Source organism: Streptomyces sp. CA-251387 (genome assembly GCF_050936625.1).
Lineage (GTDB): Bacteria > Actinomycetota > Actinomycetes > Streptomycetales > Streptomycetaceae > Streptomyces.
On record NZ_JBNJMJ010000001.1, the window covers coordinates 8,751,593 to 8,773,960 of the forward strand.

At 71.5% G+C, this 22,368-nt stretch carries 22 protein-coding genes and 2 pseudogenes; 16 read left to right on the forward strand and 8 right to left on the reverse strand.

Annotated elements, in window-relative coordinates; all coding sequences use genetic code 11:
- Window positions 1-34: 34 nt before the first annotated feature.
- From rhaS to sigJ, 7 genes are all read left to right on the forward strand, one after another.
- The gene (gene rhaS / locus ACQEV2_RS39015) at window positions 35-1,117 is read left to right on the forward strand and encodes a rhamnose ABC transporter substrate-binding protein (protein ID WP_433052884.1); all 1,083 of its coding nucleotides are present in this window, start codon (window positions 35-37) and stop codon (window positions 1,115-1,117) included.
- Window positions 1,118-1,134: 17 nt separating this feature from the next.
- Window positions 1,135-1,455 (forward strand): L-rhamnose mutarotase, encoded by a 321-nt coding sequence (locus ACQEV2_RS39020; RefSeq protein ID WP_128435934.1) that lies wholly within the window; start codon window positions 1,135-1,137, stop codon window positions 1,453-1,455.
- Window positions 1,456-1,524: 69 nt separating this feature from the next.
- Window positions 1,525-2,955, forward strand: coding sequence for a BNR repeat-containing protein (locus ACQEV2_RS39025; RefSeq protein WP_433052887.1), 1,431 nt, complete (start codon window positions 1,525-1,527; stop codon window positions 2,953-2,955).
- An 87-nt stretch (window positions 2,956-3,042) separates the two neighbouring features.
- Complete coding sequence (locus tag ACQEV2_RS39030) at window positions 3,043-4,068, forward strand: LacI family DNA-binding transcriptional regulator (protein ID WP_433052890.1); 1,026 nt, start codon at window positions 3,043-3,045, stop codon at window positions 4,066-4,068.
- 101 nt (window positions 4,069-4,169) lie between these two features.
- The gene (locus ACQEV2_RS39035) at window positions 4,170-5,471 is read left to right on the forward strand and encodes an alpha/beta fold hydrolase (protein WP_433055133.1); all 1,302 of its coding nucleotides are present in this window, start codon (window positions 4,170-4,172) and stop codon (window positions 5,469-5,471) included.
- Between the two features lie 28 nt (window positions 5,472-5,499).
- Window positions 5,500-6,243: a PIG-L deacetylase family protein gene (locus ACQEV2_RS39040; RefSeq protein WP_433052893.1), complete on the forward strand. Its 744-nt coding sequence runs from the start codon at window positions 5,500-5,502 to the stop codon at window positions 6,241-6,243.
- A 31-nt stretch (window positions 6,244-6,274) separates the two neighbouring features.
- Window positions 6,275-7,177, forward strand: coding sequence for an RNA polymerase sigma factor SigJ (gene sigJ, locus ACQEV2_RS39045; protein WP_433052896.1), 903 nt, complete (start codon window positions 6,275-6,277; stop codon window positions 7,175-7,177).
- A 1-nt stretch (window position 7,178) separates the two neighbouring features.
- Here sigJ and ACQEV2_RS39050 read toward each other — a convergent pair whose 3' ends face one another.
- The gene (locus tag ACQEV2_RS39050; protein ID WP_433052899.1) at window positions 7,179-7,379 is read right to left on the reverse strand and encodes a DUF5999 family protein; all 201 of its coding nucleotides are present in this window, start codon (window positions 7,377-7,379) and stop codon (window positions 7,179-7,181) included.
- A gap of 169 nt (window positions 7,380-7,548) precedes the next feature.
- Here ACQEV2_RS39050 and ACQEV2_RS39055 point away from each other — a divergent pair, with 169 nt between their 5' ends.
- A complete protein-coding gene (locus tag ACQEV2_RS39055) occupies window positions 7,549-8,379 on the forward strand; it encodes a pentapeptide repeat-containing protein (RefSeq protein ID WP_433052902.1) in 831 nt (276 codons plus the stop codon).
- On the opposite strand, the gene ACQEV2_RS39060 is transcribed toward ACQEV2_RS39055, so the two are convergent.
- Entirely contained in the window at window positions 8,341-9,864 is a 1,524-nt protein-coding gene (locus ACQEV2_RS39060) for a cytochrome P450 (protein ID WP_433052905.1), read from the reverse strand. The genes ACQEV2_RS39055 and ACQEV2_RS39060 overlap by 39 nt on opposite strands.
- A gap of 107 nt (window positions 9,865-9,971) precedes the next feature.
- On the opposite strand from ACQEV2_RS39060, the gene ACQEV2_RS39065 reads away from it, so the two are divergent.
- Together ACQEV2_RS39065 and ACQEV2_RS39070 are read left to right on the forward strand one after the other, a co-directional pair.
- Window positions 9,972-10,580, forward strand: a complete 609-nt coding sequence (locus ACQEV2_RS39065) for a TetR/AcrR family transcriptional regulator (protein WP_433052908.1) — start codon at window positions 9,972-9,974, stop codon at window positions 10,578-10,580.
- 103 nt (window positions 10,581-10,683) lie between these two features.
- Window positions 10,684-11,409 carry a DUF2470 domain-containing protein gene (locus ACQEV2_RS39070; RefSeq protein ID WP_433052911.1) on the forward strand — a complete coding sequence of 242 codons (726 nt, stop codon included), beginning with the start codon at window positions 10,684-10,686 and terminating at the stop codon, window positions 11,407-11,409.
- On the opposite strand, the gene ACQEV2_RS39075 is transcribed toward ACQEV2_RS39070, so the two are convergent.
- The 3 genes from ACQEV2_RS39075 to ACQEV2_RS39085 form a co-directional block, all read right to left on the reverse strand.
- The gene (locus ACQEV2_RS39075; RefSeq protein ID WP_433052914.1) at window positions 11,377-12,603 is read right to left on the reverse strand and encodes a lactonase family protein; all 1,227 of its coding nucleotides are present in this window, start codon (window positions 12,601-12,603) and stop codon (window positions 11,377-11,379) included. The genes ACQEV2_RS39070 and ACQEV2_RS39075 overlap by 33 nt on opposite strands.
- A gap of 134 nt (window positions 12,604-12,737) precedes the next feature.
- On the reverse strand, window positions 12,738-13,796 hold the full coding sequence (locus tag ACQEV2_RS39080) for a hypothetical protein (RefSeq protein ID WP_433052917.1): 1,059 nt from the start codon (window positions 13,794-13,796) through the stop codon (window positions 12,738-12,740).
- 46 nt (window positions 13,797-13,842) lie between these two features.
- Complete coding sequence (locus ACQEV2_RS39085) at window positions 13,843-15,096, reverse strand: FUSC family protein (RefSeq protein ID WP_433052920.1); 1,254 nt, start codon at window positions 15,094-15,096, stop codon at window positions 13,843-13,845.
- Between the two features lie 264 nt (window positions 15,097-15,360).
- Between ACQEV2_RS39085 and ACQEV2_RS39090 the strand changes: the two genes are divergently transcribed.
- Window positions 15,361-16,692: an erythromycin esterase family protein gene (locus ACQEV2_RS39090; RefSeq protein WP_433052923.1), complete on the forward strand. Its 1,332-nt coding sequence runs from the start codon at window positions 15,361-15,363 to the stop codon at window positions 16,690-16,692.
- A 4-nt stretch (window positions 16,693-16,696) separates the two neighbouring features.
- Here the strand turns inward: ACQEV2_RS39090 and ACQEV2_RS39095 are convergent, their stop codons facing one another.
- Complete coding sequence (locus ACQEV2_RS39095; protein ID WP_433052926.1) at window positions 16,697-17,191, reverse strand: FBP domain-containing protein; 495 nt, start codon at window positions 17,189-17,191, stop codon at window positions 16,697-16,699.
- A 92-nt stretch (window positions 17,192-17,283) separates the two neighbouring features.
- On the opposite strand from ACQEV2_RS39095, the gene ACQEV2_RS39100 reads away from it, so the two are divergent.
- Complete coding sequence (locus ACQEV2_RS39100; protein ID WP_433052929.1) at window positions 17,284-18,216, forward strand: DUF3626 domain-containing protein; 933 nt, start codon at window positions 17,284-17,286, stop codon at window positions 18,214-18,216.
- On the opposite strand, the pseudogene ACQEV2_RS39105 reads toward ACQEV2_RS39100, so the two are convergent.
- Window positions 18,147-18,334, reverse strand: a pseudogene (locus tag ACQEV2_RS39105) (diguanylate cyclase); the annotation flags it as partial. The gene ACQEV2_RS39100 and the pseudogene ACQEV2_RS39105 overlap by 70 nt on opposite strands.
- 46 nt (window positions 18,335-18,380) lie before the next feature.
- Here ACQEV2_RS39105 and ACQEV2_RS39110 point away from each other — a divergent pair.
- The 4 genes and pseudogenes from ACQEV2_RS39110 to ACQEV2_RS39125 all read left to right on the forward strand — a co-directional run.
- A pseudogene (locus ACQEV2_RS39110) lies at window positions 18,381-18,564 on the forward strand (hypothetical protein); the annotation flags it as partial.
- A gap of 25 nt (window positions 18,565-18,589) precedes the next feature.
- Window positions 18,590-19,564, forward strand: coding sequence for a phosphotransferase family protein (locus tag ACQEV2_RS39115; RefSeq protein ID WP_433052932.1), 975 nt, complete (start codon window positions 18,590-18,592; stop codon window positions 19,562-19,564).
- Between the two features lie 56 nt (window positions 19,565-19,620).
- A complete protein-coding gene (locus tag ACQEV2_RS39120; RefSeq protein ID WP_433052935.1) occupies window positions 19,621-20,910 on the forward strand; it encodes an ROK family protein in 1,290 nt (429 codons plus the stop codon).
- A 62-nt stretch (window positions 20,911-20,972) separates the two neighbouring features.
- Window positions 20,973-21,212, forward strand: a complete 240-nt coding sequence (locus ACQEV2_RS39125; protein WP_433052938.1) for a hypothetical protein — start codon at window positions 20,973-20,975, stop codon at window positions 21,210-21,212.
- A gap of 99 nt (window positions 21,213-21,311) precedes the next feature.
- On the opposite strand, the gene ACQEV2_RS39130 is transcribed toward ACQEV2_RS39125, so the two are convergent.
- Window positions 21,312-22,340: an SDR family oxidoreductase gene (locus ACQEV2_RS39130; RefSeq protein ID WP_433052941.1), complete on the reverse strand. Its 1,029-nt coding sequence runs from the start codon at window positions 22,338-22,340 to the stop codon at window positions 21,312-21,314.
- Window positions 22,341-22,368: the final 28 nt, after the last annotated feature.

Below are 22,368 nucleotides of genomic sequence, written 5' to 3' on the forward strand. Positions count from 1 at the left end.
CGCTCCAGCTCACCCTCGTCAAAAGGATTCCGCCATGCGCAAGTCATCCCTCCGCCGTACCTGCGCGGCCCTCGCCGCCGTCACCTCGCTCGCTCTGGCCGCAACCGCCTGCGGCGGCACCACCAAGGAGGACGTCAAGAGCGAGGGCGCCTCCGCCGCCACCGCCGGCAAGGCCGACCCGAACGCCGAGCTGAAGAAGGGCCTGACCGTCGGCTTCCTGCCCAAGCAGGTCAACAACCCCTACTTCACCTCCGCCGACAAGGGCGGCGAGGCGGCCCTGAAGGAACTGGGCTCCAGCTACAAGGAGGTCGGCCCGTCCAGCGCCACGGACACCGCCGGCCAGGTCTCCTACGTCAACACGCTCACCCAGCAGCAGGTCGACGCGATGGCCGTCTCCGCGCAGGACCCGGGCGCCCTGTGCACCGCGCTCAAGCAGGCCATGAAGAACGGCATCAAGGTCGTCACCTACGACTCCGACACCACCGCCGACTGCCGCAACGCCTTCGTCTCGCAGGCCTCCGCGGAGGACCTCGGCCGCACCGAGGTGCAGCTGCTCGCCGAGCAGATCGGCTACAAGGGCGAGATCGCGATCCTGTCGGCCGCGCAGACCGCGACGAACCAGAACGTCTGGATCGACTTCATGAAGGAGGAGCTGAAGGACCCGAAGTACAAGGACGTCAAGCTCGTCAAGGTCGCCTACGGTGACGACGACGCGCAGAAGTCCTTCCAGCAGACCCAGGGCCTGCTCCAGGAGTACCCGAACCTGAAGGGGATCATCTCCCCGACCACCGTCGGCATCAAGGCCGCCGCCCAGTACCTGTCGGGCTCCAAGTACAAGGGCAAGGTCAAGCTGACCGGCCTCGGCACCCCGAACGACATGCGCAAGTACGTCAAGAACGGCACCGTCGAGGCGTTCGAGCTGTGGGACCCGGCGAAGCTCGGCGAGCTGGCCGCCCGTACGGCCGTGGCGCTGGTCTCGGGCCAGATCACCGGCAAGGAGGGCGAGACGTTCAAGGCCGGCGACATGGGCGAGTACACCATCGGCAAGGACGGCGTGATCAGCCTCGGCAAGCCGACCGTCTTCGACGCCAAGAACATCGACCACTACAACTTCTGACATCCGGAGGGGTGTTGATGCAGCGCGTGTGCTTCCTGCTGAAGGTCAGGGCGGACCGCCTCGACGAGTACCGCGAGCGGCACGCCGCCGTGTGGCCCGAGATGCTCGAAGCGCTCTCGGCCACCGGCTGGCACAACTACTCGCTCTTCCTGCGTGACGACGGCCTGCTCGTCGGCTACCTGGAGACCGAGGACTTCGCCGCCGCCGTGGCCGGTATGGAAGCCACCGATGTCAACGCCCGCTGGCAGGCGGAGATGGCGCCGTTCTTCGAGTCGTTGGACGGCGCCCGGCCCGACGAGGCCATGAAACCGCTCACCGAGGTGTTCCACCTCGCCTGACACTCCCCGCACCACCCTTGCCCTCCCCGCTCCTCGCCCCCGCTCCTCGCCGACAATGGAGTCCCCGAGATGAAGAGACGCACCCTGCTGGGCGCCGCCCTCACCGGAGCAGTGATGATCCCCTTTCTCGCCTCCGGCACCGCCCGGGCCGCCGACCCCGGCCCCTCGGTCACCCTGACCGGCACGACCACGCTCGACACGCAGGCCATCTACTTCGTGTCGTACGACGGACTGGTCAACAACAACTCGTTCCAGAAGAACGGCCTGCTGACCTACAAGGGCTACCAGTACGCCGTCTGGTACACCGCCGACCGCAACGCCGTCGTAGGCCGCCGTCTCCTCGGCTCCAGCACCTGGTCCACCGTCAAGGTCGGGCACACGCTCCGCTACAACGACTCCCACAACGTCATCTCGATGGGCATCTCGAAGGTGGACGGCCGCCTCCACCTCAACATGGACTCGCACAGCGACGGCTTCACCTACGTCAAGTCGGTCGCCGGGCTGATGGACAACCCCGCCGGGCTGAGCTGGACCGCGAGCCGCTTCGGCGCCCCCCAGTCCACCCTGGACGGCCTCGCGCTCACCTCGCAGTTCACCTACCCGCAGTTCATTTCCACCCCCGACGGCAAGCTCCAGCTCAGCTACCGGGTCGCCGTCTCCGGCAACGGCCGCAACGCCCTCGCCGAGTACGACGGTTCGACCTGGACCAACCTCGGCGAGTGGAGCAGCTCCACCGGCACGTACACCAGCGAGCACGGCTCCTCCACGGCCCGCAACATGTACCTGCACGGCATCGACTACGACAAGAACGGGCGCCTGCACTCCTTCTTCACCTGGCGCGAGCAGAACGGCGCCGTGATGTGCTCGTCCGGCGGCATCACCAACCACGACACCGGCTACGTCTACTCAGACGACCGCGGCCGCACCTGGCGCAACAACGCCGGCACCGTCGTCGGCACCACCGGCGGCTCCGACAAGGTCGCCGTCACCGACAGCGGACTGGTGATCGACGCGCTCAACCCGGACCACTCCCTGATGAACCAGGAGAGCCAGTTCACCGACTCCGCGGGCCTGCCGCACGCGATCATCAGCTACGTACCCGGCCGTTTCGGCCAGTGCACCACGAACTACGTCGCCGACCGCACCGCCAACGGCCGCGCCTTCCACGTCCGCAAGAACTCCTCCGGCGCCTGGCAGAAGACGGAGATCCCGGTTCCGCTGAACTCCAGCCAGCGCACCAAGCTGATCCTGGACAAGTACGACAACGCCTACGCGATCTTCCCGTACTGCCGGATCGCCGGCGCCTCCAAGTCCTCCGGGTACACGGACTGGACCGTGCTGTACGACGGCGTCACCGCCGGGCTGAACGCCTTCGGCGAGGTCGTGATCGACGAGACGCGCGTCGGGCAGGACGACTTCCTGTCGATCATGTACCAGGAGAGGTCCAGCGGTACCACGCCGTCGGCGCTGCGTAACCTCAACTTCCGCCTGCCTGCCTGATCGCAGCCGTTGTGGGCGGCTTGACGGTAATGTGAAGGCCTTCCCGCCGCCCCACGTCGTACACGTCTTCCTGGAGGTCTCTGCCCGATGGCCCAGTCGGTGGGTATCAAGGACGTCGCCCGCGCCGCCGGAGTCTCCGTCGGCACGGTCTCGAACGTCATCAACCGTCCGGACACGGTCGCGACCGAGACCCGGGCGCGGGTGCAGTCCGCGATAGACCGGCTGGGCTACGTCCGCAGCGAGTCCGCGCGCCAGCTGCGCGCGGGCCGCAGCCGGATCATGGGGCTGCTCGTCCTCGACATGGGCAACCCCTTCTTCGTCGACGTGGCGCGCGGCGCCGAGCGGGCCGCGCGCGAGGCCGGGCTCGGCGTGATGGTCTGCAACAGCGCCCAGAGCGCGAGCGAGGAGGCCGACTACCTGTCGCTCTTCGCCGAGCAGCGGGTGCGCGGCGTCCTGCTGACCCCCGCCGACGCCACCGGCCGCAACATCGAGACGTTCCGGCGGCACAACATCCCCTTCGTCCTCGTCGACCGGGTCGCCGAGGGCACCACCGAGTGCTCGGTCTCCGTCGACGACGTCGCGGGCGGCGCGCTCGCCGTACGGCATCTCGTCGACGCCGGGCACCGCTCCATCGCGTACGTCAGCGGCCCGCCCGGCCTCAACCAGGTCCGCGACCGCCGCACGGGCGCCCTGAAGGCGCTGGAGGAGGCCGGCCTCGGCCCCGAGCACCTGCGCGAACTGCCCACCGAACGGCTCGACGTCGCCGCGGGCCGCGACGCCGGCGCCCGCCTGCTCGGTCTCGCCGAGCGCCCGACCGCCGTCTTCTGCGCCAACGACCTGCTCGCCCTCGGCGTCCTTCAGGCCATGTACGCCGCGGGCGTCGGCATCCCCGACGACCTCGCGATCGTCGGCTACGACGACATCGAGTTCGCGGCCGCCGCGGCCGTCCCCCTGACCTCCGTACGGCAGCCCGCGGTCACCATGGGCACCCTCGCCGCGGAGATGCTGCTGGAGGAGACGGAGGAGGAGACCGGGGCGAAGAAGCACGAGCACCGGCGTGTCGTGCTCCAGCCCGAGCTGGTGGTGCGGCGGTCCAGCCTGTCGGCCCGCTGATCCGTCGTTCAGTAAGATTTCATGATCCTGGGGCTCGGTCGGCGGACGAACATGTGCTGAACTGGGACGCGGCCCGCAAGCCCTTCGTCCCGGGAGACCTGTTGACCGCGACCTACCGCCAGCCCGGCGTCGTCCTCACCGACCGCCACTTCACCGTGCCCCTCGACCACGACGCCCCGGCGGGGGAGACGATCGAGCTCTACGCCCGTGAGGTCGTCGCGAGCGACAAGGCGCACCAGGAACTGCCGTGGCTGGTCTACCTCCAGGGCGGCCCCGGCTTCGGCGCGAACCGCTTCGTCGGCAAAGGCGCCTGGCTCGGCCGCGCGCTGAAGGAGTTCCGTGTCCTGCTCCTGGACCAACGCGGCACCGGCCACTCCACGCCCGCCAACCGCCAGACACTCCCGCTGCGCGGCGGCCCCACCGCACAGGCCGACTACCTCACGCACTTCCGCGCCGACTCGATCGTCCGCGACTGCGAGGCGATCCGCCGCGAGGTGACCGGCGGCGCCCCCTGGACCGTCCTCGGCCAGAGCTTCGGCGGCTTCTGCACGGTCAACTACCTCTCCACCGCCCCCGAGGGCCTGACCGCCGCCGTCATCACCGGCGGCCTGCCCTCCCTCGACGCGCACGCCGACGACGTCTACCGCGCCGCCTACCCGCGCATCGAGCGCAAGGTCGCCGCCCACTACGCCCGCTACCCGCAGGACGTCGAGCGCGCCCGCCGTATCGCCGACCACCTCCTCGCGCACGACGTGGCCCTGCCGAACGGCTACCGTCTCACCGCCGAGGCCTTCCAGTCCCTCGGCATCCTCCTCGGCGGCAGCGAGGGCAGCCACCGCCTGCACTACCTCCTGGAGAACGCCTTCGTCCGTACCCCGCACGGCCCGGAACTCTCCGACGAGTTCCAGGAGCAGGCGCAGGGCCTGCTGTCGTACGCGAGCCACCCGCTGTACGCCCTCATCCACGAGGCGATCTACGGCCAGGACGCGCGGCCCACCGCCTGGTCCGCCGAGCGCGTCCGCGCCGAGTTCCCGCAGTTCGACGCGGCCAAGACCCTCGCGGGCGACGGACCGCTGCTGTTCACCGGCGAGACCATCCACCCCTGGATGTTCGACTGCGACCCGGCGCTGCGCCCCCTGCGCGAGACCGCCGAACTCCTCGCCGCCCGCACCGACTGGAAGCCCCTGTACGACTCCACGCGCCTCGCCGCCAACGAGGTGCCGGTCGCCGCGGCCGTCTACCACGACGACATGTACGTCGACACCGCCCACTCCCTCGCCACCGCCCGCGCCGTCCGGGGCTTGCGCACCTGGGTCACCGACGAGTTCGAGCACGACGGCGTACGGTCGGGCGGCCCCCGTGTCCTGGACCGGCTGCTCGCGCTCACCCGTGACGAAGCGTGATGTCGGTGTCACGCGTTAGGGTGCGGGCATGACCGAGCCGACGATCACTCAGCTGAAGCCCATGCCCGACGACTGGCAGCGCGCGCTCGCCGTCGTCGCGCATCCGGACGACCTCGAGTACGGCTGCTCGGCGGCGATCGCCGCCTGGACCGACGCCGGCCGCGAGGTCGCCTACGTCCTGGCCACGCGGGGCGAGGCCGGCATCGACACGCTGGAGCCCGCGCAGTGCGGTCCGCTGCGCGAGCGCGAGCAGCGGGCCAGCGCGGCCGTCGTGGGAGTGTCGGAGGTGGAGTTCCTCGACCACAAGGACGGCGTGATCGAGTACGGCACCGCCCTGCGCCGCGACATCGCCGCCGCGATCCGCCGGCACCGGCCCGAACTGGTGATCACGCTGAACCACCGGGACACCTGGGGCGGCGTCGCCTGGAACACCCCGGACCATGTGGCGGTGGGCCGCGCCACGCTGGACGCGGCCGGGGACGCGGGCAACCGCTGGATCTTCCCCGAACTCGCCGAGCAGGGCCTTCAGCCGTGGAACGGCGTCCGCTGGGTCGCCGTCGCCGGATCCAGCACGCCGACGCACGCGGTCGACGCGACGGCGGGGCTGGAGCGCGCGGTGCGCTCGCTGCTCGAACACCGCAGCTACATCGAGGCGTTGACGGACGAGGACCCGGAGACGTACGCCCGCGGCTTCCTCAGCTCGCACGCGGAGGCGACGGGGGAGCGGTTCGGCGGGAAGCCGGCCGTGGCGTTCGAACTGTTCAGCCGCTAGCCTGCGCGAAGATCGTCACGGAGGGGGAGACGTGAACGGGACGGATCTGCTGGCGGACCGCTTCGAGGAGCACCGCGGCCATCTCAAGGCGGTCGCCTACCGCATGCTCGGCTCCCTGGCCGAGGCGGAGGACGCCGTCCAGGAGGCCTGGCTGAAGCTGAGCCGCAGCGACGCGGACGACATCGAGAACCTGGGCGGCTGGCTGACCACCGTGGTCGGCCGGGTCTGCCTGGACATGCTGCGCTCGCGTACGCGGCGCCACGAGGAGCCGCTGGACGACACCTTCGTCCCGGACCCCGTGATCCGCCCGCTGTCGACGATCGACCCGGAACAGGAGGTGCTCCAGGCCGACTCGGTGGGCCTGGCCCTGCTGGTGGTGCTGGAGGCGTTGGAGCCCGCCGAGCGGATCGCGTTCGTGCTGCACGACATGTTCGCGGTGCCGTTCGACGACATCGCCCCGATCGTGGAACGCAGTTCGGCCGCGACGCGGCAGCTGGCCAGCCGCGCCCGGCGCCGGGTGAAGGGGGCCACGCCGTCGGCCGAGCCCGACCTCGGCAGACAGCGGCAGGTCCTCGACGCCTTCATGGCGGCCGCCCGCGCCGGCGACTTCGAGGCGCTCCTCGCCGTCCTCGACCCCGACGTGGTGCTGCGGGCCGACTCCGGGCCGCTGGTCCGTGGGGTGGCGGCGTCCAAGGTGGTGCGCGGTGCGAAACCGGTGGCCGAACAGGCGCTGCTGTTCCGGCAGTTGGCGCGGTCCGCCCAGTCCCTCCAGCTCGTACTCGTCAACGGCACGGTCGGTGTCCTCAACGCCCCCGAAGGGCGCCCGATCTCGGTCATGGGCGTCACCGTTGCCGACGGCCGGATCACCGAGATGTACATCCTGGCCGACCCCGAGCGGCTGGCCGCCCTCGATCTGCCGGAGCTCGACGGCTGAGTCAGGCGGCCACAGCGAGCGTGCCGACGGTGCGGTGCGGGTCCACGACCCGCCCGTCCGGCAGGAGTTCACCGGTGTCGTCGAAGACGATGGTGCCGTTGCACAGCAGGCTCCAGCCCTGTTCGGGGTGGGCCGACACGATGACGGCGGCGTGATGGTCCGGGCTGTCGGCGGTGGGGCACGCGGGCTGGTGGCTGCACATGATCGCTCTCCCTCGGTCTTTTCGGTTCCTCTTCGGGGCGCTGCTCCTGATTCCGTCGGCTCGTATCCAGTGGTAGCCGAGGTTGTTTTCCGCTGGATGAGAAGACCCCCACACCGGCGGAATCTCATCGGTGAGGTTTCGTTTTGAGCCGGACATTAGGCTTGGTGGCATGCAAGATCACCCCGGCGACCTCATCGACCTGCGCGGAGACTGCGCGAACTGCTTCGGGCTGTGCTGTGTCGCGCTGCCCTTCGCCGCCTCGGCGGACTTCGCCCTCGACAAGGACGCCGGGACGCCCTGCCGGAACCTCCAGGACGACCACCGCTGCGGCATCCACGCCCGGCTCCGGCAGCAGGGCTTCACCGGCTGCACGGTCTACGACTGCTTCGGCGCCGGACAGAAGGTCTCGCAGATCACCTTCGCGGGCCAGGACTGGCGCACCGGCTCCCGCGAACACGGCCGGCGGATGTTCGACGTCTTCCCGGTCGTCCGCCAGCTCCATGAACTGCTCTGGTACCTGACCGAGGCGCTCACCCTGCCCGCCGCCCGTCCCCTCCGGGCCGAGCTGCGCACGATCAGGGAAACCACCGAGGAGCTCACACGGCGGACCCCGGAAGAACTGGGCGCACTGGACGTGGCCGCTCACCGGCAGCAGGTCAACGCACTCCTGCTGAAGACCAGCGAGCTGGCGCGGGCGGGTGTACGCGGCCGCAAGAAGGACCGGCGCGGCGCGGACCTGATCGGCGCCCGGCTGAAGGGCGCCGACCTGCGAGGCGCGAACCTGCGCGGCGCCTACCTCATAGCCGCCGACCTCACCGGCGCCGACCTGCGCGGGGCGGACCTCATCGGTGCCGACCTGCGGGACACCGACCTCACGGACGCCGATCTGACGGACGCCTTCTTCCTGACCCAGCCCCAGCTGAACGCGGCCCGGGGCAGCGCGGGCACGCGGCTGCCCGCCTCAGTCAGCCGCCCGGTGCACTGGACAGCGGAGCTCTGACGGCGCGTCCTCGTCCGCGCCGGACGAAGCGGGCGCCGCAGATGAAGGGGCGGCCGCCCGCCGCTCCAGCCGCAGCCGCAACCCCTCCGGCATCAGCGTCAACCGCTCCGTCACCCGCAGCCGATACGCCGGGTCGCTCCTGAACTCGTACCGGCGCAGCAGCAGACCCAGCACCAGCGTGGCCTCGTGCAGCGCGAACTGGCGCCCGATGCACGCCCGCGCCCCCGTCCCGAACGGCTTGAAGGTGTGCGGCGGACGCGTCCGTACGGCCCCCGGCTCGAAGCGGTCCGGATCGAACCGCTCGGCGTCCGCGCCCCAGACCTCGCGATCGCGGTGCAGCATCGCCGTGAGCACCAGCGCCCAGGCGCCCCGGCGCATCGGATGGACCCCGCCGAGCACGGTGTCCTCGCGGGCCTCCCGGGCGAAGGCGGGCGCCGTCGGCCACAGCCGCAGGGACTCGTCGAGTATCCGGCGCACATACCGCAGCCTCGCCACCTGGTCGTAGGCGGGCACCGCCGTGGCGCCCCAGACACGGTCCACCTCGGCCCGGGCGCGGGCCGCGACGTCCGGGTGCCGGGAGAGGTAGTGCAGGGCGAAGGAGAGCGCGCCCGAGGTGGTCTCGTGGCCGGCCACCAGGAAGGTGATCACCTGACGGCGGACGTTCTGCGGGGAGAGCCGCTCGCCCGTCTCCGGATGAGCCGTCTCCAGCATCCGGTCCAGCAGATCCCCGTCGCCCGGCCCGTTCGCCGTACGGGCGCGGACCAGGTCGTCGACCGTGCGGTTGAGGTAGGCGATGTCGGCCTCGTTGCGACGCGCGGCACGCCGGAGCAGGAACGGTGCGGGCACGGTGTTGAGCCGCTGCGCGTAGGTGAGCGTGCCGACCATCGCCGTCACGAAGGGATGCGGACGGGAGCGCTCGAAGGAGCCGAAGTCATGGCCGAACCCGGTGCGTGCGATGGTCTCCAGGGTCAGCTTGGTCATGTCGCCGGGCACGTCCACCGCCCGGCCCGCCGCCACCGCGCGGTCCCAGTGCTCCATGAGCCGGCCGGCCACGGCCAGCATCATCGGGTGGTAGCCCGCCATGGCCTCCCGGCTGAACCCCGGGGCCAGCACGTCGTGCGCCAACTGCCAGTTCGGCTCGTGGTTGTACGCCGTGAACAGGCCGTCCCCGACGACCGGCCGAAGATTGGCTATGCCGAGCCCGACATGCTTGGCGAAGCGCGACTCGTCCGCCATGTCGGCCGCGAGTTCGGCACCCCAGAGGAACACGAACTCCCGGTTGAACGCCCGGCGCCGGAAGATCGGCCCCAACTCCTGGGCGTAGCGCAGGGAGTCCTGCAAGGGGGTGCGCGGGCTGGCGCCGAGGACATCGCCGAGCAGGGGGAGCCGGTGCGGGGGATGCGGTATGCGGTGCAGCTCCGGCCAGCCCTGTTCTGCGCTGCGGAACCCCTTGGGGAGTCCGTTCCCGGTCGTCGTCTCCGCCATGACGCGATCTCCCTTGATCCAGCGGCAGATTGAGCTCGTTGTACGTGGGTTCAATAACGCGCTCAGTCTGATCCCGCTGTTGAATCCACGTCAAGTAGAGTGCGGGCATGGCCGCGAACCAGGGCGAGCGCACACGCCGCCGGCTCAGCACCGAGGAGCGCCGTGAGCAACTCCTGTCGGTCGGGGCGCGGCTGTTCTCGGAGAGTCCGTACGACGACGTGTGGATCGAGCAGGTCGCCGAGATCGCCGGTGTCTCGCGCGGGCTGCTCTATCACTACTTCCCGACCAAGCGGGACTTCTTCGCGGCCGTCGTCGAGCGGGAGAGCGAGCGCATGCTGCGGATGACGGCCGCCGTACCCGGAGTTCCGGTGCGCGAGCAGCTCTCCGCGGGCCTCGACACCTACCTGGAGTACGTCCAGGCCCACGCCCACGGCTACCGCGCCTTCCACCGTGCCGACGCGGCCGGCGACCAGGCCGTGCGCAAGGTCTACCAACGCGCCCTGGCCGCGCAGGAGCAGCAGATCCTGGCGGCGATGGCGGCGGATCCCGAATTCGGCCCGGTCTTCGAGGAGCGGCCCGATGTCCGGCTCGCCGTACGGGGCTGGCTGGCGTTCACCACCGCCGTCTGCCTGGAGTGGCTGCGGGGCGCGGACCTCTCCCGCGAGCAGGTGCGCGACCTGTGCGCACGCGCGCTGCTGGGTGTCATCGCACCCTGATCGCCTCCTGGGCCAGGAACGAGATCGCACAGCATCGACGCGCTGGTTGGCGTGCGGCTCGATCTTCGATAGGTTAGGTGAGGCTTACCTAAGGAGGTACGGGATGGATGACAGCCAAACCTGGGCCGCCGCGCCGTCCGCTGCGGAACGGGCCCGGTCGGTGCTCGCCGCCGCGTGGTCCGTCGCGGTGACCGCGGAGGGCTGCCGCGAGGAACTCGTCGGCGCGCACACCGTGACCGAGGACGGACGGGTCCTGCTTGACGTGCCGGAGGACAGCGTGCTCGTCACGGCGGCGATCTGCGCGCCCCGCGGCGAGCCGTCCGCCGTCCTGGAGTTCGCCGACGTCGCCCCCGTGCCCGTGCGCAAGCGGATCCGCGCCCGGCTCTGGCTGTCCGGCTGGTTCACCCCCGAAGAGGGCAGACTCGCCTTCCACGCCACGCGTGTGGTGCTGCGGCAGCCGACCGGTGCCGTGGTCGTCGACCTCGACGAGTTCGCCGCCGCCGCGCCCGACCCGCTGACCACCGCCGAGGCCCGGCTGCTCACCCACCTCGCCGACTGCCACCCGGACGCCGTCGAGCGGCTCACCCGCCTCGTCGCCTCCGACAGCCTGCACGGCGTCGTCCGCGTCCAGCCCCTCGCCGTCGACCGGCACGGACTGACACTGCGCATCGAGCGCGCCCGCGCCCAGGCCGACGTACGACTGCCGTTCCACCGGCCCGCCGACGACGTCGGACAGCTCACCGAACGCATGCACGTCCTGCTCTCCCAGGCCAGCGCCGCGTCCTGCCCGCGCGCCCTACAGCGGCAGCGCACAGACAGCGACGGGTGACGCGAACGGCTCGCCCGCGAGCCGCAGTTCACCGCTGTCCTCGTCGACATGGAAGACGCTGACCGTGCTGGAGCGCTGGTTCGCGGCGAACAGCAGCGTGCCGTCCGGCGAGAGGGCGATCTGCCGCGGAAAGTCCCCGGACACCGGCACCGTGTCGAGCAGCCTGAGTCGGGCGCCGTCCGACTCCACCGCATAGCGCGCGAGGCTGTTGTGGCCCCGGTTGGCGAGATAGGCGTAACGGCCGTTCGGCGTCACCACGATCTGCGCCGGATAGCTGGTCCCCGAGCCCGTGCCCGTGGACTGCTCCTCGCCGATGCTCAGCCGGCCCGTGCCGGGGTCGTACGCGCAGACCGCGACGGTGTTGTCGACCTCGTTGGCCAGATACGCGTACCGGCCGCCCGGGTGGAAGGTGAGATGACGCGGCCCCGCACCCGGCTCGGTCTGTGCCCGCGCTACCTCGCTGAGCGTGCCCGCCTTCTGGTCGAGGCGGTAGGTGTACACCGTGTCCGTGCCCAGGTCGACGGCGAGGACATGGCCGCCGTCGGGGCTCGTGATGAACTGGTGGGCGTGCGGACCCTCCTGCCCCGGACCGGGGGACGGGCTGGAGTGCGTGACCAGTTCGGTGCGCTCACCGAGCGCCCCCGAGGCGTCGATCGGGTGCACGGCCACGCTGCCGGTGCCGTAGTTGGCGCTCAGCAGCCAGCGTCCGCTCGGATGCACCGACAGATGGCACGGCGCCGCCCCGCCGGTGCTGCGGCTCCCCAGAATCCGGCGATCCGCGAGGCGCACGGCGGTCACGGCGCCGTCCTCGCGCTCGTCGACCGCGTACAGCGTCCGGCCGTTCGGGTGCAGCGCCAGATACGACGGGTCGCCGACGTCCTTGAGCGTGCCGGTGCCGGTGCCGGTGATACGGCCCGTGGCCGGGTCGTACGTGGCTAGACCGATGCCCGTGCCGCCGCCCTCGACGGAGGTGTAGGTGCCGAGGTAGAGCGGGCGGGGGCCGGACGGCTTGCGGCTCTCGGTCTGGGCGCTCGGACGGGTCGAAGGGACGGTCGCCTCGGGGGCCGCGGTGTCGGGTGTGTCCGCGGGGCCGGGCGCGTCGTCGCACGCCGTGGCCGCGGGGAGTGTCGCCCCGGCGGCCGTTCCGGCGAGAGTTCCGACGAATCGGCGCCTGCTCAGCCCACCACTGCCCATGTCCACACCTCAGGTCGTCGGTCGTCGCGGTAGCGACAGCCACCTTGGCGTGGATCAGCCGCCGAGCGCAAGAACAGCAACGTGCGTTGCGTGCTCTGCAACGACAAGGTGTACTTTGCGGGCGCTTCGGGCGGTTACCAGTCCCCGTCCTCCACCGGCTTGCCCTGCGCGTCCTTCAGCGGCTTCACCTGGCCCGGCGAGGGCGCCTGCCAGGGCTCGTGGTCGTCGCCCAGCCAGTCGCCGACCGGCTTCACCGCCTCCAACGTGTCCGTCGGGGCGAGATCCTCCGCGTCCTGGTCGTAGTAGTCGAACCAGGGCAGCCCCGCACGCGTGTACGCCGCCCGGTCCACCGGCGACGGCGGGGGAGCCTCGCCGGTGATGCGGCGCCACTCCGGAGGTGTCACGAGGTGGACGAAGACCCGGCCGCCGGGGTGGTCGGCCCAGTCCGACAGCGGGCGGTCGTCCTCGTAGACCTCCTGACGCATCGAACCGCCGACGCCCAGACCCATGGCCGCGGCGGCCCGTCGCGGCCCGCCCGCCGGAGCAGCCGCGGGCGCCGGGCCCGAGCCGGGGGCGGGCGGCGCGGCCATCGGCATGGCGGCTCCGTAGCCGCCGAACTGCGGCATCGCCCGCGCCTGCTCCGCCCGGTGCCGCTCCTCCTCACGCCACTTCGCCAGCTGCGGCTCCTTCAGCGCGAAGGACTGCAGCTGTACGCCGCCCCAGACCTCCTCGCCGGTGACCTGCCCCTCGACGGTCGCGCCCAGCCCCAGCGGCACCGCCACGAACTGGCGGACCGTGCCCTTCCCGGAGTTGATGCCGTCCAGCCAGGGCTGCCGGGGCAGTACGACGTAGTTCTGCGGCTTGCGGGACAGCCGGTCGCTCCACGGCTTCCCCGAGACCGCGCACACCTTGCCCACCCCGACCTGCAGGGCGGCCGGTTCGGTCGTACCGCCGAAACTCAGCCACATCGCCTCGCGCAGATACACCGGGAGCATCACACCGCCGCGCGCCCGCCACGCTTCGGGAACGGTGTCCGCGTGGTCCGCCACCCGGCGCACCGGGAACTCGCCGAGCCCCGGCGGCAGCGGATGCGTGCCCTTCTCGGGCAGTCGCAGCGTGCGGATGAACCGCACCGCCACACCGCCCGGCAGCCGCAGGGTGTTTCCGTCGATCCGCACGGTGTCGTCAGTCATCGGCCCGCTCCCTCGCATCCGGCGCCGGCCCCGTCCCGGCGTTCCTTCACCAAGAACGCCCGCCGATCCCGGTGCGGTTCCGCCACAGCTTCTCCTGAACGCCCATGCGCTCGCGCAGCCGGGTCAGGCGTGGCATCCGGGCCCGCTGCTCCGCCGACACCCGGTCCAGTTCCTCCAGCAGGCGACGCGAGCGGTGCTCGGTGTCGAGCTCGTCCAGGATGCGGTTCACCTCGGTCAGGACGGCGCCGAGCAGCTGCCAGTGCTGTGTCTCGCTCTCGGCCTCCTCGCGCAGCAGCAGGGCAAGCTTGTCGCGGGTGCCCGCCGCCGTGCGCAACTCCGCGGACAGCCGGGACTCCGCCGCGTCGGCGTTGCTGCTGACGTGGGTGGTGACCAGCACCGCGAAGCTGACCACCGCGTCGGCGATCTCCGACAGCAACTGCTCCACGACGACGCCGGTCTCCTTGGCGAAAAGCGGTTCGGGCTCACGCTCCTTCGCGAGGTCGGTGAGGGTGCGCGCGAGCACCCGCAGGACCACCGTGCAGATCTCCAGCGTGTCCAGTCCGGTACGCAGCACCACCCGGTGCAACACGCTGTCACGCACGCGCGGATTGAGCCGCAGGCTGTCCTCGGCCTGCCGCAGCGCCGCGTCCACCTCGACGATGTCGTGGTCCAGCCGGCGCGCCTCGTGCAGCCGGGCCGCGGCCTGCTCGAACGGTTGCCGGCCGGCGGCCTCCTCGCCGATGCGCAGCATCAACTGCCGCAGCCGGCGAGCCAGTCCGTCCATCGACTCGCCGGCCTCTTCCACCCACACCGGCGGCGCGAGCAGCAGATTGAAACCGAGCCCGACCACCGCGCCGATCAGCGTCTCCAGCACCCGTGACCACGCCGTATCGCCGATGGTCGTGACGCCGAGGACCAGCATCGCGCTGATCGCCACCTCGGGCACGTACTCGTCGACCCGCACCAGATGCCCGACGGCCAACGAGGCCACGATCAGCAGCGCGAGGCTCCACCACGTGAGGCCGACGATCAGGCTGAAGGCGATGGCGACGAGGACGCCGGCCACCACGGAGTTCACCCGGCGGATGCCGTTGGTCAGCGTGGCGTACAGGGTGACCTGCACGACCAGCAGGGCGGTAAGGGGCGCGGTCAGCGGAGCGGCCTCCGGACTCACGCGCAGCGCGATGACGTACGCGATCGTCGCCGCGGCCGCCGACCGCAGCGTCTGCACCACCACGGGGTCCCGGCGCAGCTTCCCGAGCCGCTCCTGGAACGCCGTCTCCTCACGTACCTCTCGCATCCCTGGGCTGTTCCCTTTCACAGATGCTTCCCACACACAGTTAATGCGGACGGTAACCGTCCGCATGGACCCCCAGATTGATCGCAACGGCCGGAGCACGGCAAGGGGCCGGTGTGGTGATGATCGACACCCGCGCAAGGCGGCGGACGGCCGATCGGGTCCGCGGTTCGGGAAAACCCCCGCCGTCACCTTCTGGTTGTGTACACCCGGAGAGGGGGGACCGCCGGATGGCCCCCACCGGCCCGGAACGGCAAGCCTTGGATCATGAAACGGCATCGGACCGGATTATCGCTGACTCTGCTCATCATCCTCGCCGCCCTGACGACCGGCATCCCGGCCACGGCGGCACCGACTTCCACCACGGTCGTCGAGGCACTCGACCACGCCGCCCACACGCTGCGCACCGTCGAGCCGGGCGGTGACACCCGCGATCTGCGACCCCTGGACCGGATGATCGCAGACGCACGGGTCGTCGGCGTCGGGGAGGCCACCCACAGCTCGCACGACTTCTTCGCCCTCAAGGACCGCGTCTTCCGCCACCTCGTCGAGAAGAAGGGCTTCCGCACCTTCGCCCTGGAGGCACCCTGGAGCACCGGCCTGCGCCTCAACGACTACGTGCTGTACGGCAAGGGCGAACCCCGGCGGATCATGCGCGAGGAGTTCCAGCGGGACTACCTGTGGTGGAACACCACCGACCATCTGCGACTCGTGGAATGGATGCGCGCCTACAACCGGCAGCATCCGGATGACCCGGTCCGGTTCATGGGCGACGACTTCGCCTGGGCCGGCCCCGAGCTGTACGACGAGGTCACGGACTACGTGGCCCGGACGCACCCCGGCCTCCTGGCCCGTTTCACCGAGCTGTACCGGGGGCTGCGGCCCACGACGGCTACGGGCGCATACATCGAGCAGTACATGAACAAGCCGTACGCCGAACGCAAGCTCATGGCGGCCCGGACCGGTGAGGCCCTGAAGCTGTTGCGGGAACAGCCGCCGGGCGCCGACCGGGAGGCGCATGACCGGGCGGTCCAGCAGGCCACGGCGATCGACCAGACCGCCCGTGGGTACGCCTTCGACTTCGAGGACGAGCAGCAGCTCAGGGCCGCCATGCGCTACCGCGACTCGGTCATGGCCGACAACGTGGCCTGGTGGACGGAGCACACCGGCACCAAGGTCGTGCTGTCGGCGCACAACGCACATGTCGCCTATGTGCCGGACGACCCCGCCCACTACCCGAAGATGCAGGGCGCCTTCCTGCGCGACCGGCTCGGTGACGCGTACGTCAGCGTCGGCTTCACCTTCTACCGCGGTTCGTTCAACGCCACCGCACCCGACGGACACGTGCGGGAGTTCACCCTGGGCCCGGCAGGTCCCGGCAGCAACGAGAGGACGCTGGACCGCGTACGCCCTCGTGACTACGTCGTCGACCTGCGGACCGCGCCGTCACCGGCCCGTCCCTGGCTGAGGGAGGCGAGGCCGACGCGCAGCATCGGCACGGCGTACCCGGAGCCGGAGCACGACATCGCCCTCGCCCGGAGCCACGACGTTTTGATCCATCTGCACCGGGTGGAGGCGGCCCGGCTGCGGGACCGCTGACCGGTCAGGCGTACAGCTGGTCCAGGAACGCCGTCAGATTGCCCCGCGTCCGCGCGATCTGCTCCTCCAGCGTCAGGCTCTCCTCGATCCGTGGGCCCGTCTCCGGGGTCTTCTTGCCGCGGAGGTAGAGGGAGCAGGCGAGGTCGGTGCACATGTACAGGCCTACCGAGTTGCCCTCACGGCCCGCAGGGCCCGCCTTGCGGGCCGTCATCAAGGAGACGCCCCCGCGTGGATGGGAGGTCAGGCACAGCGAGCACATGCTGTAGCGCAGGAGGCTGCGCTGCGAGGACGGGAAGCGCAGGGTGACGCCGACCGGTTGCCCGTCCCGTTCGGTGACCAGATAGCTGCGGTCCGGTGCCCCGGGATCCCGCCAGCCGAGGAAGTCCAGGTCGTCCCAAGGGCGTTCGGCGAGATCGCGGGGCAGGGACAGGCGCTTGGCCTCGCCTTTCGAGCAGTTGATAAAAGAGTTGCGGATGTCCTGCTCGGTGAGTGACCTCATGGGTGAGTCTCCTGCGGAGTCGATCGGCGCTAGGACAAACCTAGGAGCCCTAGGTTTATGCCTAGGGTAGGAAGCTTGAGGAAGGGAAGCCAGTGAATTTCGGCGAGGACGGGTCACCCAGGGCCCGGGCGGCACTGCGGCATGTCGCGGCTTCCTCCAGAGGACCGGCCCTCGATCCCGACCTACGCATCACCCTCAACTTCCACCCCGACCGGCTGGTGCGGGGCGTGCCGATCCTGCGTGCGCTGGCCGAGGACGGCACGTACCACTCGCAGTTCGTCACCGGCACCAGCAACGGCGGCCTCACCGCCCACCCCGGCGGCGACCGCTGGCGCTGGGAGAGCCGGATCTTCGGCGAGGTGTACGACGACGCGTCCGCCCACGAGCGGCCCGTGTACGGTGCGCTGAACTTCCGGCGCCAAGTCGTCGGCGCCGCCCCGCGGTTCGGCTCCTCGCACTTCCGCCTGACCGGCGCCGCACTCGCGCGCGCCACCTTCTGCTACCCCGACAGCGCCGCAGAGCCGACCGACTTCGGCGTCGCGGCAGGCATGCACCTCGTCGCGCTCGCCGAATCCGACGAGCAGGACGCCCTCAACGACTACATCGAGGCCCAGGTCCACGGCGGGGTCGTCCTCGCCCGCGACGTGGAGGCCGTCGTCCTGGACGCCTGTTACCGCGGCACGCCGGTCGAGACCGCGGCCCGCCTGCTGCCCTGCCCCGTCGAGTGGCACCCCGGCTACCGGCTCACCGTGCCCGAACTGCGCCGCCACGCGGACTACCGCGGTCGGGAGTACGCCGACCTGGGCGCCCGGATCGCCGAGGACGGCCGCATCGACCCGCGCGTCATCGGGGACGCCGCGCGCACGGGCCGCTACGAACTCCAGGACCTGAAGATGGTGTGGCACACGCTCGCCCGCTTCGGCGCCCCCGAGGGCGCGGGCACGGCCTGCTCCGCCTACTCCGGCTCGTCCGAGGAGGCGGGCCACGGCGGCCACACCCCGGCAGCGAGCACGCCCAGCGCATAGGCGCGGGCGACCAGTTCCGCACGGTTCGCCGCACTCACCACACCGACAGGCGGCGCAGATGGTAGTTGACGCCGTCCGCCGTAAGCCCGGTCTCCCGGGCGGCCCTCGCGGCCGGCGCCGTCGAACTCGCCCCGGTCCTCTGCTGCTTCGGCGGCGAACCGCACGGCGCGGGCGCCCGGGTGTACGTCTGCGGCGACGGTTCCCGGATGGCGCCGGGCGTTCGGGAGGCGTTCCGTACGCTGTACCGCGAACGCACGCCGGGCGCCGACGACGCGGTGGCCGGGCGGTGGCTCGAATGGGCTGATCGCGGACGGCCGTTACGTCGAGGACGTCTACGCGGCCGGCTGAACCGTTGGGGAGGGGTGGGCGCACGGTGGTGGACTCCTGGGAACGGGCGCGGCAGGTCCTGGAGGAGGCCGGCATACCGCCGGGACACCTCGCCACCCTGCGCCCGCTGTCGGGCGGCACCTACAACACGGTGGAGGAACTGCTCCTCACCGACGGCCGCCGGTACGTGCTCAAGGTGCCGCCCGCGCCGACCGTCCCCGGCCTGACGCACGAGAGCAACCTCCTCGTGTCCGAGGCCGAGTTCTACCGGGCGGCCGCGCAGGCGGACGTCCCCGCGCCGCGCGTCGTGGCCCTGGGGAGCAACCTGCTGATGACCGCCGTCCCGGGCGACGCCTGGAACGGCTCGCTCACCGACACCGAGAAGACGTCCCTGCGCGCGGAGCTGGGCCGTCAGGTCGCCCGACTGCACACCATCACCGGACCGGGCTTCGGCTATCCGTCCGGCGCCCTCGGCCCGCTCGCCCCCAACTGGCGCACCGCGTTCACCGGGATGCTCGACGCCGTCCTCGACGACGCCCGAGGGTACGGGGCCCGGCTGCCCCGCCCCGCGGACGCCGTCGCCCGGACGCTGCGGGCCGGCTACGACGCGCTCGACGAGGTCACCGTCCCGTGCCTGGTCCACTTCGACCTGTGGCCGGGCAACATCCTGGTGGACCGCGCGTCGGGGCCGGGGGAGGGGGAGGTCCGGATCGGCGGGCTCATCGACGGGGAGCGCATGTTCTGGGGCGACCCGCTGGCCGACTTCGTCTCCCTGGCGCTGCTCGGCGACATCAAGAAGGACGAGGCGTTCCTGGCGGGGTACCGGGAGGCCGGAGGGAGCGCCGACTTCGACGTACCGGCACTCCTGCGGCTGGCCCTCTACCGGTGCTACCTCTACCTGATCATGCTCACGGAGACGATCCCGCGGGCCGTCGACCCCGCACAGGACCGCTGGGTGCAGGAGACGGTCGCCCCTGAGCTGGTGGCGGCGCTGGCCGAGGTCGAGGACCTCACGGCGTAGTCCACAATGGGGGCGTTCGAACAGGTGGGGAACAGGGCTGGTCCGAAGGGAGCCACATGGCGGGGCGGAACGGGCGCACGGTACGGGACCTCAGGCGGGGCAACCGTACGGCCGTACTGCGGCGCCTCTACTTCGACGGCCCCCTCAGCCGCTTCGAGCTCGGCCCGGCGACCGGGCTGAGCTCCGGTTCCGTCAGCAACGTCGTCGCCGAACTGATCGCCGACGGGCTGGTCGAGGAGGCCGGCAGCGTCGACTCCGACGGCGGCCGCCCGCGCATCCTGTTGCGGGTGGTTCCCGGCAGTGGCCACATGATCGGCGTCGACGTCGGGGAGACCCGGGTGCGGATCGGGCTGTTCGACCTGACCCTCACCGAACTCGCCCGCGCGGAACGGCCCCTGGAGCAGCAGCGCTACGAGGTGGACGGCATCGTCGGCCATGTCCGCGACGGCATCGGCGAGGTGCTCACGGGCGCCGGCATCGGGCCCGAGCGGCTCCTCGGCGTCGGCATCGGCGTCCCCGGCATCGTCGAGCACACGCCGCAGGACGGTGCCGTGGTGCATGGGCAGACGATCGGCTGGGACGCGGTACCGCTGGAGCAGCTCCTGCGCGACGGCTCCCCGCTCCCGGACACCGTCCCGTACTTCATCGACAACGGTGCCAAGACCATGGGCCAGGCCGAGATGTGGTTCGGCGGCGGACGCGGCGCCCGCAGCGCGGTCGTCGTGCTCTTCGGCTCCGGCGTCGGCGCCTGCCTGGTCACCCCGGACGTGGAGCACGGGCGGGCGGTCGAGTGGGGGCACTTGACGGTCCGAGTGCGGGGGCGCCGCTGCCGGTGCGGTGCGCTCGGCTGCCTGGAGGCCTACGCGGGCGCGGAGGCGCTGCTGGAACGCTGGGGCGAGGAGGGCGGGCGCGTGCCGGAGAGCGCCGACGAGGAGACCGCGCTCGCGGCGATGCTGGCCGGCGCGTATGCGGCCGAGGGCCGGGCGGCCGACCCGGGGGCGCTCGCCGTACTGGAGGAGACGGCCGAGTACGTGGGTGCGGGGCTGTCCGACCTGATCAACCTCTTCCAGCCCGAGCGCATCCTGATCGGCGGCTGGGCGGGGCTCCAGCTCGGCGCCCGGTTCCTGCCCGCCGTACGCCGCCACGCGGCCTCGTACGCACTGCGGCATCCGGCCCGGAAGGTCACCGTCGACCTTGGCAGGCTCGGCCCCGACGCGGTCACCGTCGGCGCCGCGGTCCTGCCGCTCAACGACTTCTTCGCCTGCGGCGGCCGCCGCGCCGAACCGGGCCCCGAGGACCCGGCACCGGCCTGGCGCACAGCCCTGGCGGAGCGGGTGGTGCCCTGAGGTTTCGCCGGTGAGGCAGGCGGTACTCGCGGTGCGCTCGGACGACGCGAAGGAGGTGCACCATGGCCCAGGACCGTCGCGAGGCGCCGGACCAGACCGGCGAGCCGGTACCGAGGGACCTGCCGGACCAGCAGGCGGACGCGGGGGAGGACCCGTGGGAGGTGCCCGTCGAGCCCGTGGACGACACCACCGAGGCGGACGACGTCCCGGACGTGGACGAGGCGGGCACGGGCCGGCAGGGGGCACCGCAGTCGGGCACGGTCCATCCCGAACACCCGGAACCCGAGGAGCCGACCGGCTGAGACAGGCCGCAGGCAGGACGAGGGCTGTAGGCGGGCGAGGGCCACAGAGGCAGGGCGCAGGTCACGTCAGCGGTCGGGCCAGGCCACCCTCCGGCCGGGTCAGCCCACCTTGCGGCCCCGCAGTGGCTCCGTCGCCGCGCCTTCCCCGTGCTGGAGGCCCTGGAGGAACTCCTCCAGCACCTCGGGCGCCGTACGCTCCGGGCGCCAGCCCAGTTCTGTGTGCGCGCGGCTGCAGTCCATCAGCGGCAGCCTGAGGACCGCGTCGAAGAGATGCGGCGAAGCTGGCAGCAGGTGCAGCCCCCACGCGGCGGCGATCGCCGACCGGGCCGCCGCACGCGGCAGCCGGACCGGGCGGGCACCCAGCATCTCGCCCAGCAGTGCCGCGTCGACCGGCGGTTCCGCCGCGAGGTTGAACGCGCCGCGGGCGTCGGACTTCACGGCGAGCCGAAACGCCGCGGCCGCGTCGTCGGTGTGCAGGGCCTGCACCCGCAGTCCCGGGATGTCGGGCAGGAACGGCAGCAGTTCGGGACGCGCCAGCGGCCCCGGCAGGAAGCGGCCGCCGAAGATACGGCGCTGCTCGCTCGCCGACTCCCGCTTGAACAGGAAGGCGGGCCGCATCCGCACCACACGGACCGAGGGGTGCAGCCCCTCGAAGGTGTCCAGTGCCCGCTCCAGGTAGGCCTTCTCCCGGCAGTACGCGGCGTCGGGCCAGCCGTGCGTCGGCCACGACTCGTCCACGGCCTCGTCCTTCGGCCCCGGCGAGTACGCGCCGACCGACGACGCGTGCACCAGCGTGGGCACCCTCGCGGCGGCCACCGCCTCGAACACACGGATGCCGCCCAGCACGTTCGTCCGCCACGTCACCGCCGGATCATGGGTGGGCTGGAACGCCCAGGCCAGATGGACGACGGCGGCGGCGCCCTCGAAGAGGTCGACGAGACCGGCCTCCTCGGACGCCAGATCGACCTCGGCCCAGTCCGTCTTCGGCGGCGACCACTCGGGAGTCCGGCGGGCCAGCCCCAGCACGGAACCCACCTCCGGATCCTCCGAGAGGAGCCGCACCACACTCGTACCGACATTGCCCGTGGCCCCGGTGACCACGATCCTGCGGTCCGGTTCGCTGCTCACCTGCGGCTCCTTTCGGGAGGGGGGACGG

Excerpts from the sequence above, each read along its gene's own strand:
- rhaS (WP_433052884.1), top strand. The coding sequence starts at position 35 with ATGCGCAAGTCATCCCTCCGCCGTACCTGCGCGGCCCTCGCCGCCGTC.
- ACQEV2_RS39020 (WP_128435934.1), top strand. The coding sequence starts at position 1,135 with ATGCAGCGCGTGTGCTTCCTGCTGAAGGTCAGGGCGGACCGCCTCGAC.
- ACQEV2_RS39025 (WP_433052887.1), top strand. The coding sequence starts at position 1,525 with ATGAAGAGACGCACCCTGCTGGGCGCCGCCCTCACCGGAGCAGTGATG.
- ACQEV2_RS39030 (WP_433052890.1), top strand. The coding sequence starts at position 3,043 with ATGGCCCAGTCGGTGGGTATCAAGGACGTCGCCCGCGCCGCCGGAGTC.
- ACQEV2_RS39040 (WP_433052893.1), top strand. The coding sequence starts at position 5,500 with ATGACCGAGCCGACGATCACTCAGCTGAAGCCCATGCCCGACGACTGG.
- ACQEV2_RS39050 (WP_433052899.1), bottom strand. The coding sequence starts at position 7,379 with ATGTGCAGCCACCAGCCCGCGTGCCCCACCGCCGACAGCCCGGACCAT.
- ACQEV2_RS39055 (WP_433052902.1), top strand. The coding sequence starts at position 7,549 with ATGCAAGATCACCCCGGCGACCTCATCGACCTGCGCGGAGACTGCGCG.
- ACQEV2_RS39060 (WP_433052905.1), bottom strand. The coding sequence starts at position 9,864 with ATGGCGGAGACGACGACCGGGAACGGACTCCCCAAGGGGTTCCGCAGC.
- ACQEV2_RS39065 (WP_433052908.1), top strand. The coding sequence starts at position 9,972 with ATGGCCGCGAACCAGGGCGAGCGCACACGCCGCCGGCTCAGCACCGAG.
- ACQEV2_RS39070 (WP_433052911.1), top strand. The coding sequence starts at position 10,684 with ATGGATGACAGCCAAACCTGGGCCGCCGCGCCGTCCGCTGCGGAACGG.
- ACQEV2_RS39075 (WP_433052914.1), bottom strand. The coding sequence starts at position 12,603 with ATGGGCAGTGGTGGGCTGAGCAGGCGCCGATTCGTCGGAACTCTCGCC.
- ACQEV2_RS39080 (WP_433052917.1), bottom strand. The coding sequence starts at position 13,796 with ATGACTGACGACACCGTGCGGATCGACGGAAACACCCTGCGGCTGCCG.
- ACQEV2_RS39085 (WP_433052920.1), bottom strand. The coding sequence starts at position 15,096 with ATGCGAGAGGTACGTGAGGAGACGGCGTTCCAGGAGCGGCTCGGGAAG.
- ACQEV2_RS39090 (WP_433052923.1), top strand. The coding sequence starts at position 15,361 with ATGAAACGGCATCGGACCGGATTATCGCTGACTCTGCTCATCATCCTC.
- ACQEV2_RS39095 (WP_433052926.1), bottom strand. The coding sequence starts at position 17,191 with ATGAGGTCACTCACCGAGCAGGACATCCGCAACTCTTTTATCAACTGC.
- ACQEV2_RS39120 (WP_433052935.1), top strand. The coding sequence starts at position 19,621 with ATGGCGGGGCGGAACGGGCGCACGGTACGGGACCTCAGGCGGGGCAAC.
- ACQEV2_RS39125 (WP_433052938.1), top strand. The coding sequence starts at position 20,973 with ATGGCCCAGGACCGTCGCGAGGCGCCGGACCAGACCGGCGAGCCGGTA.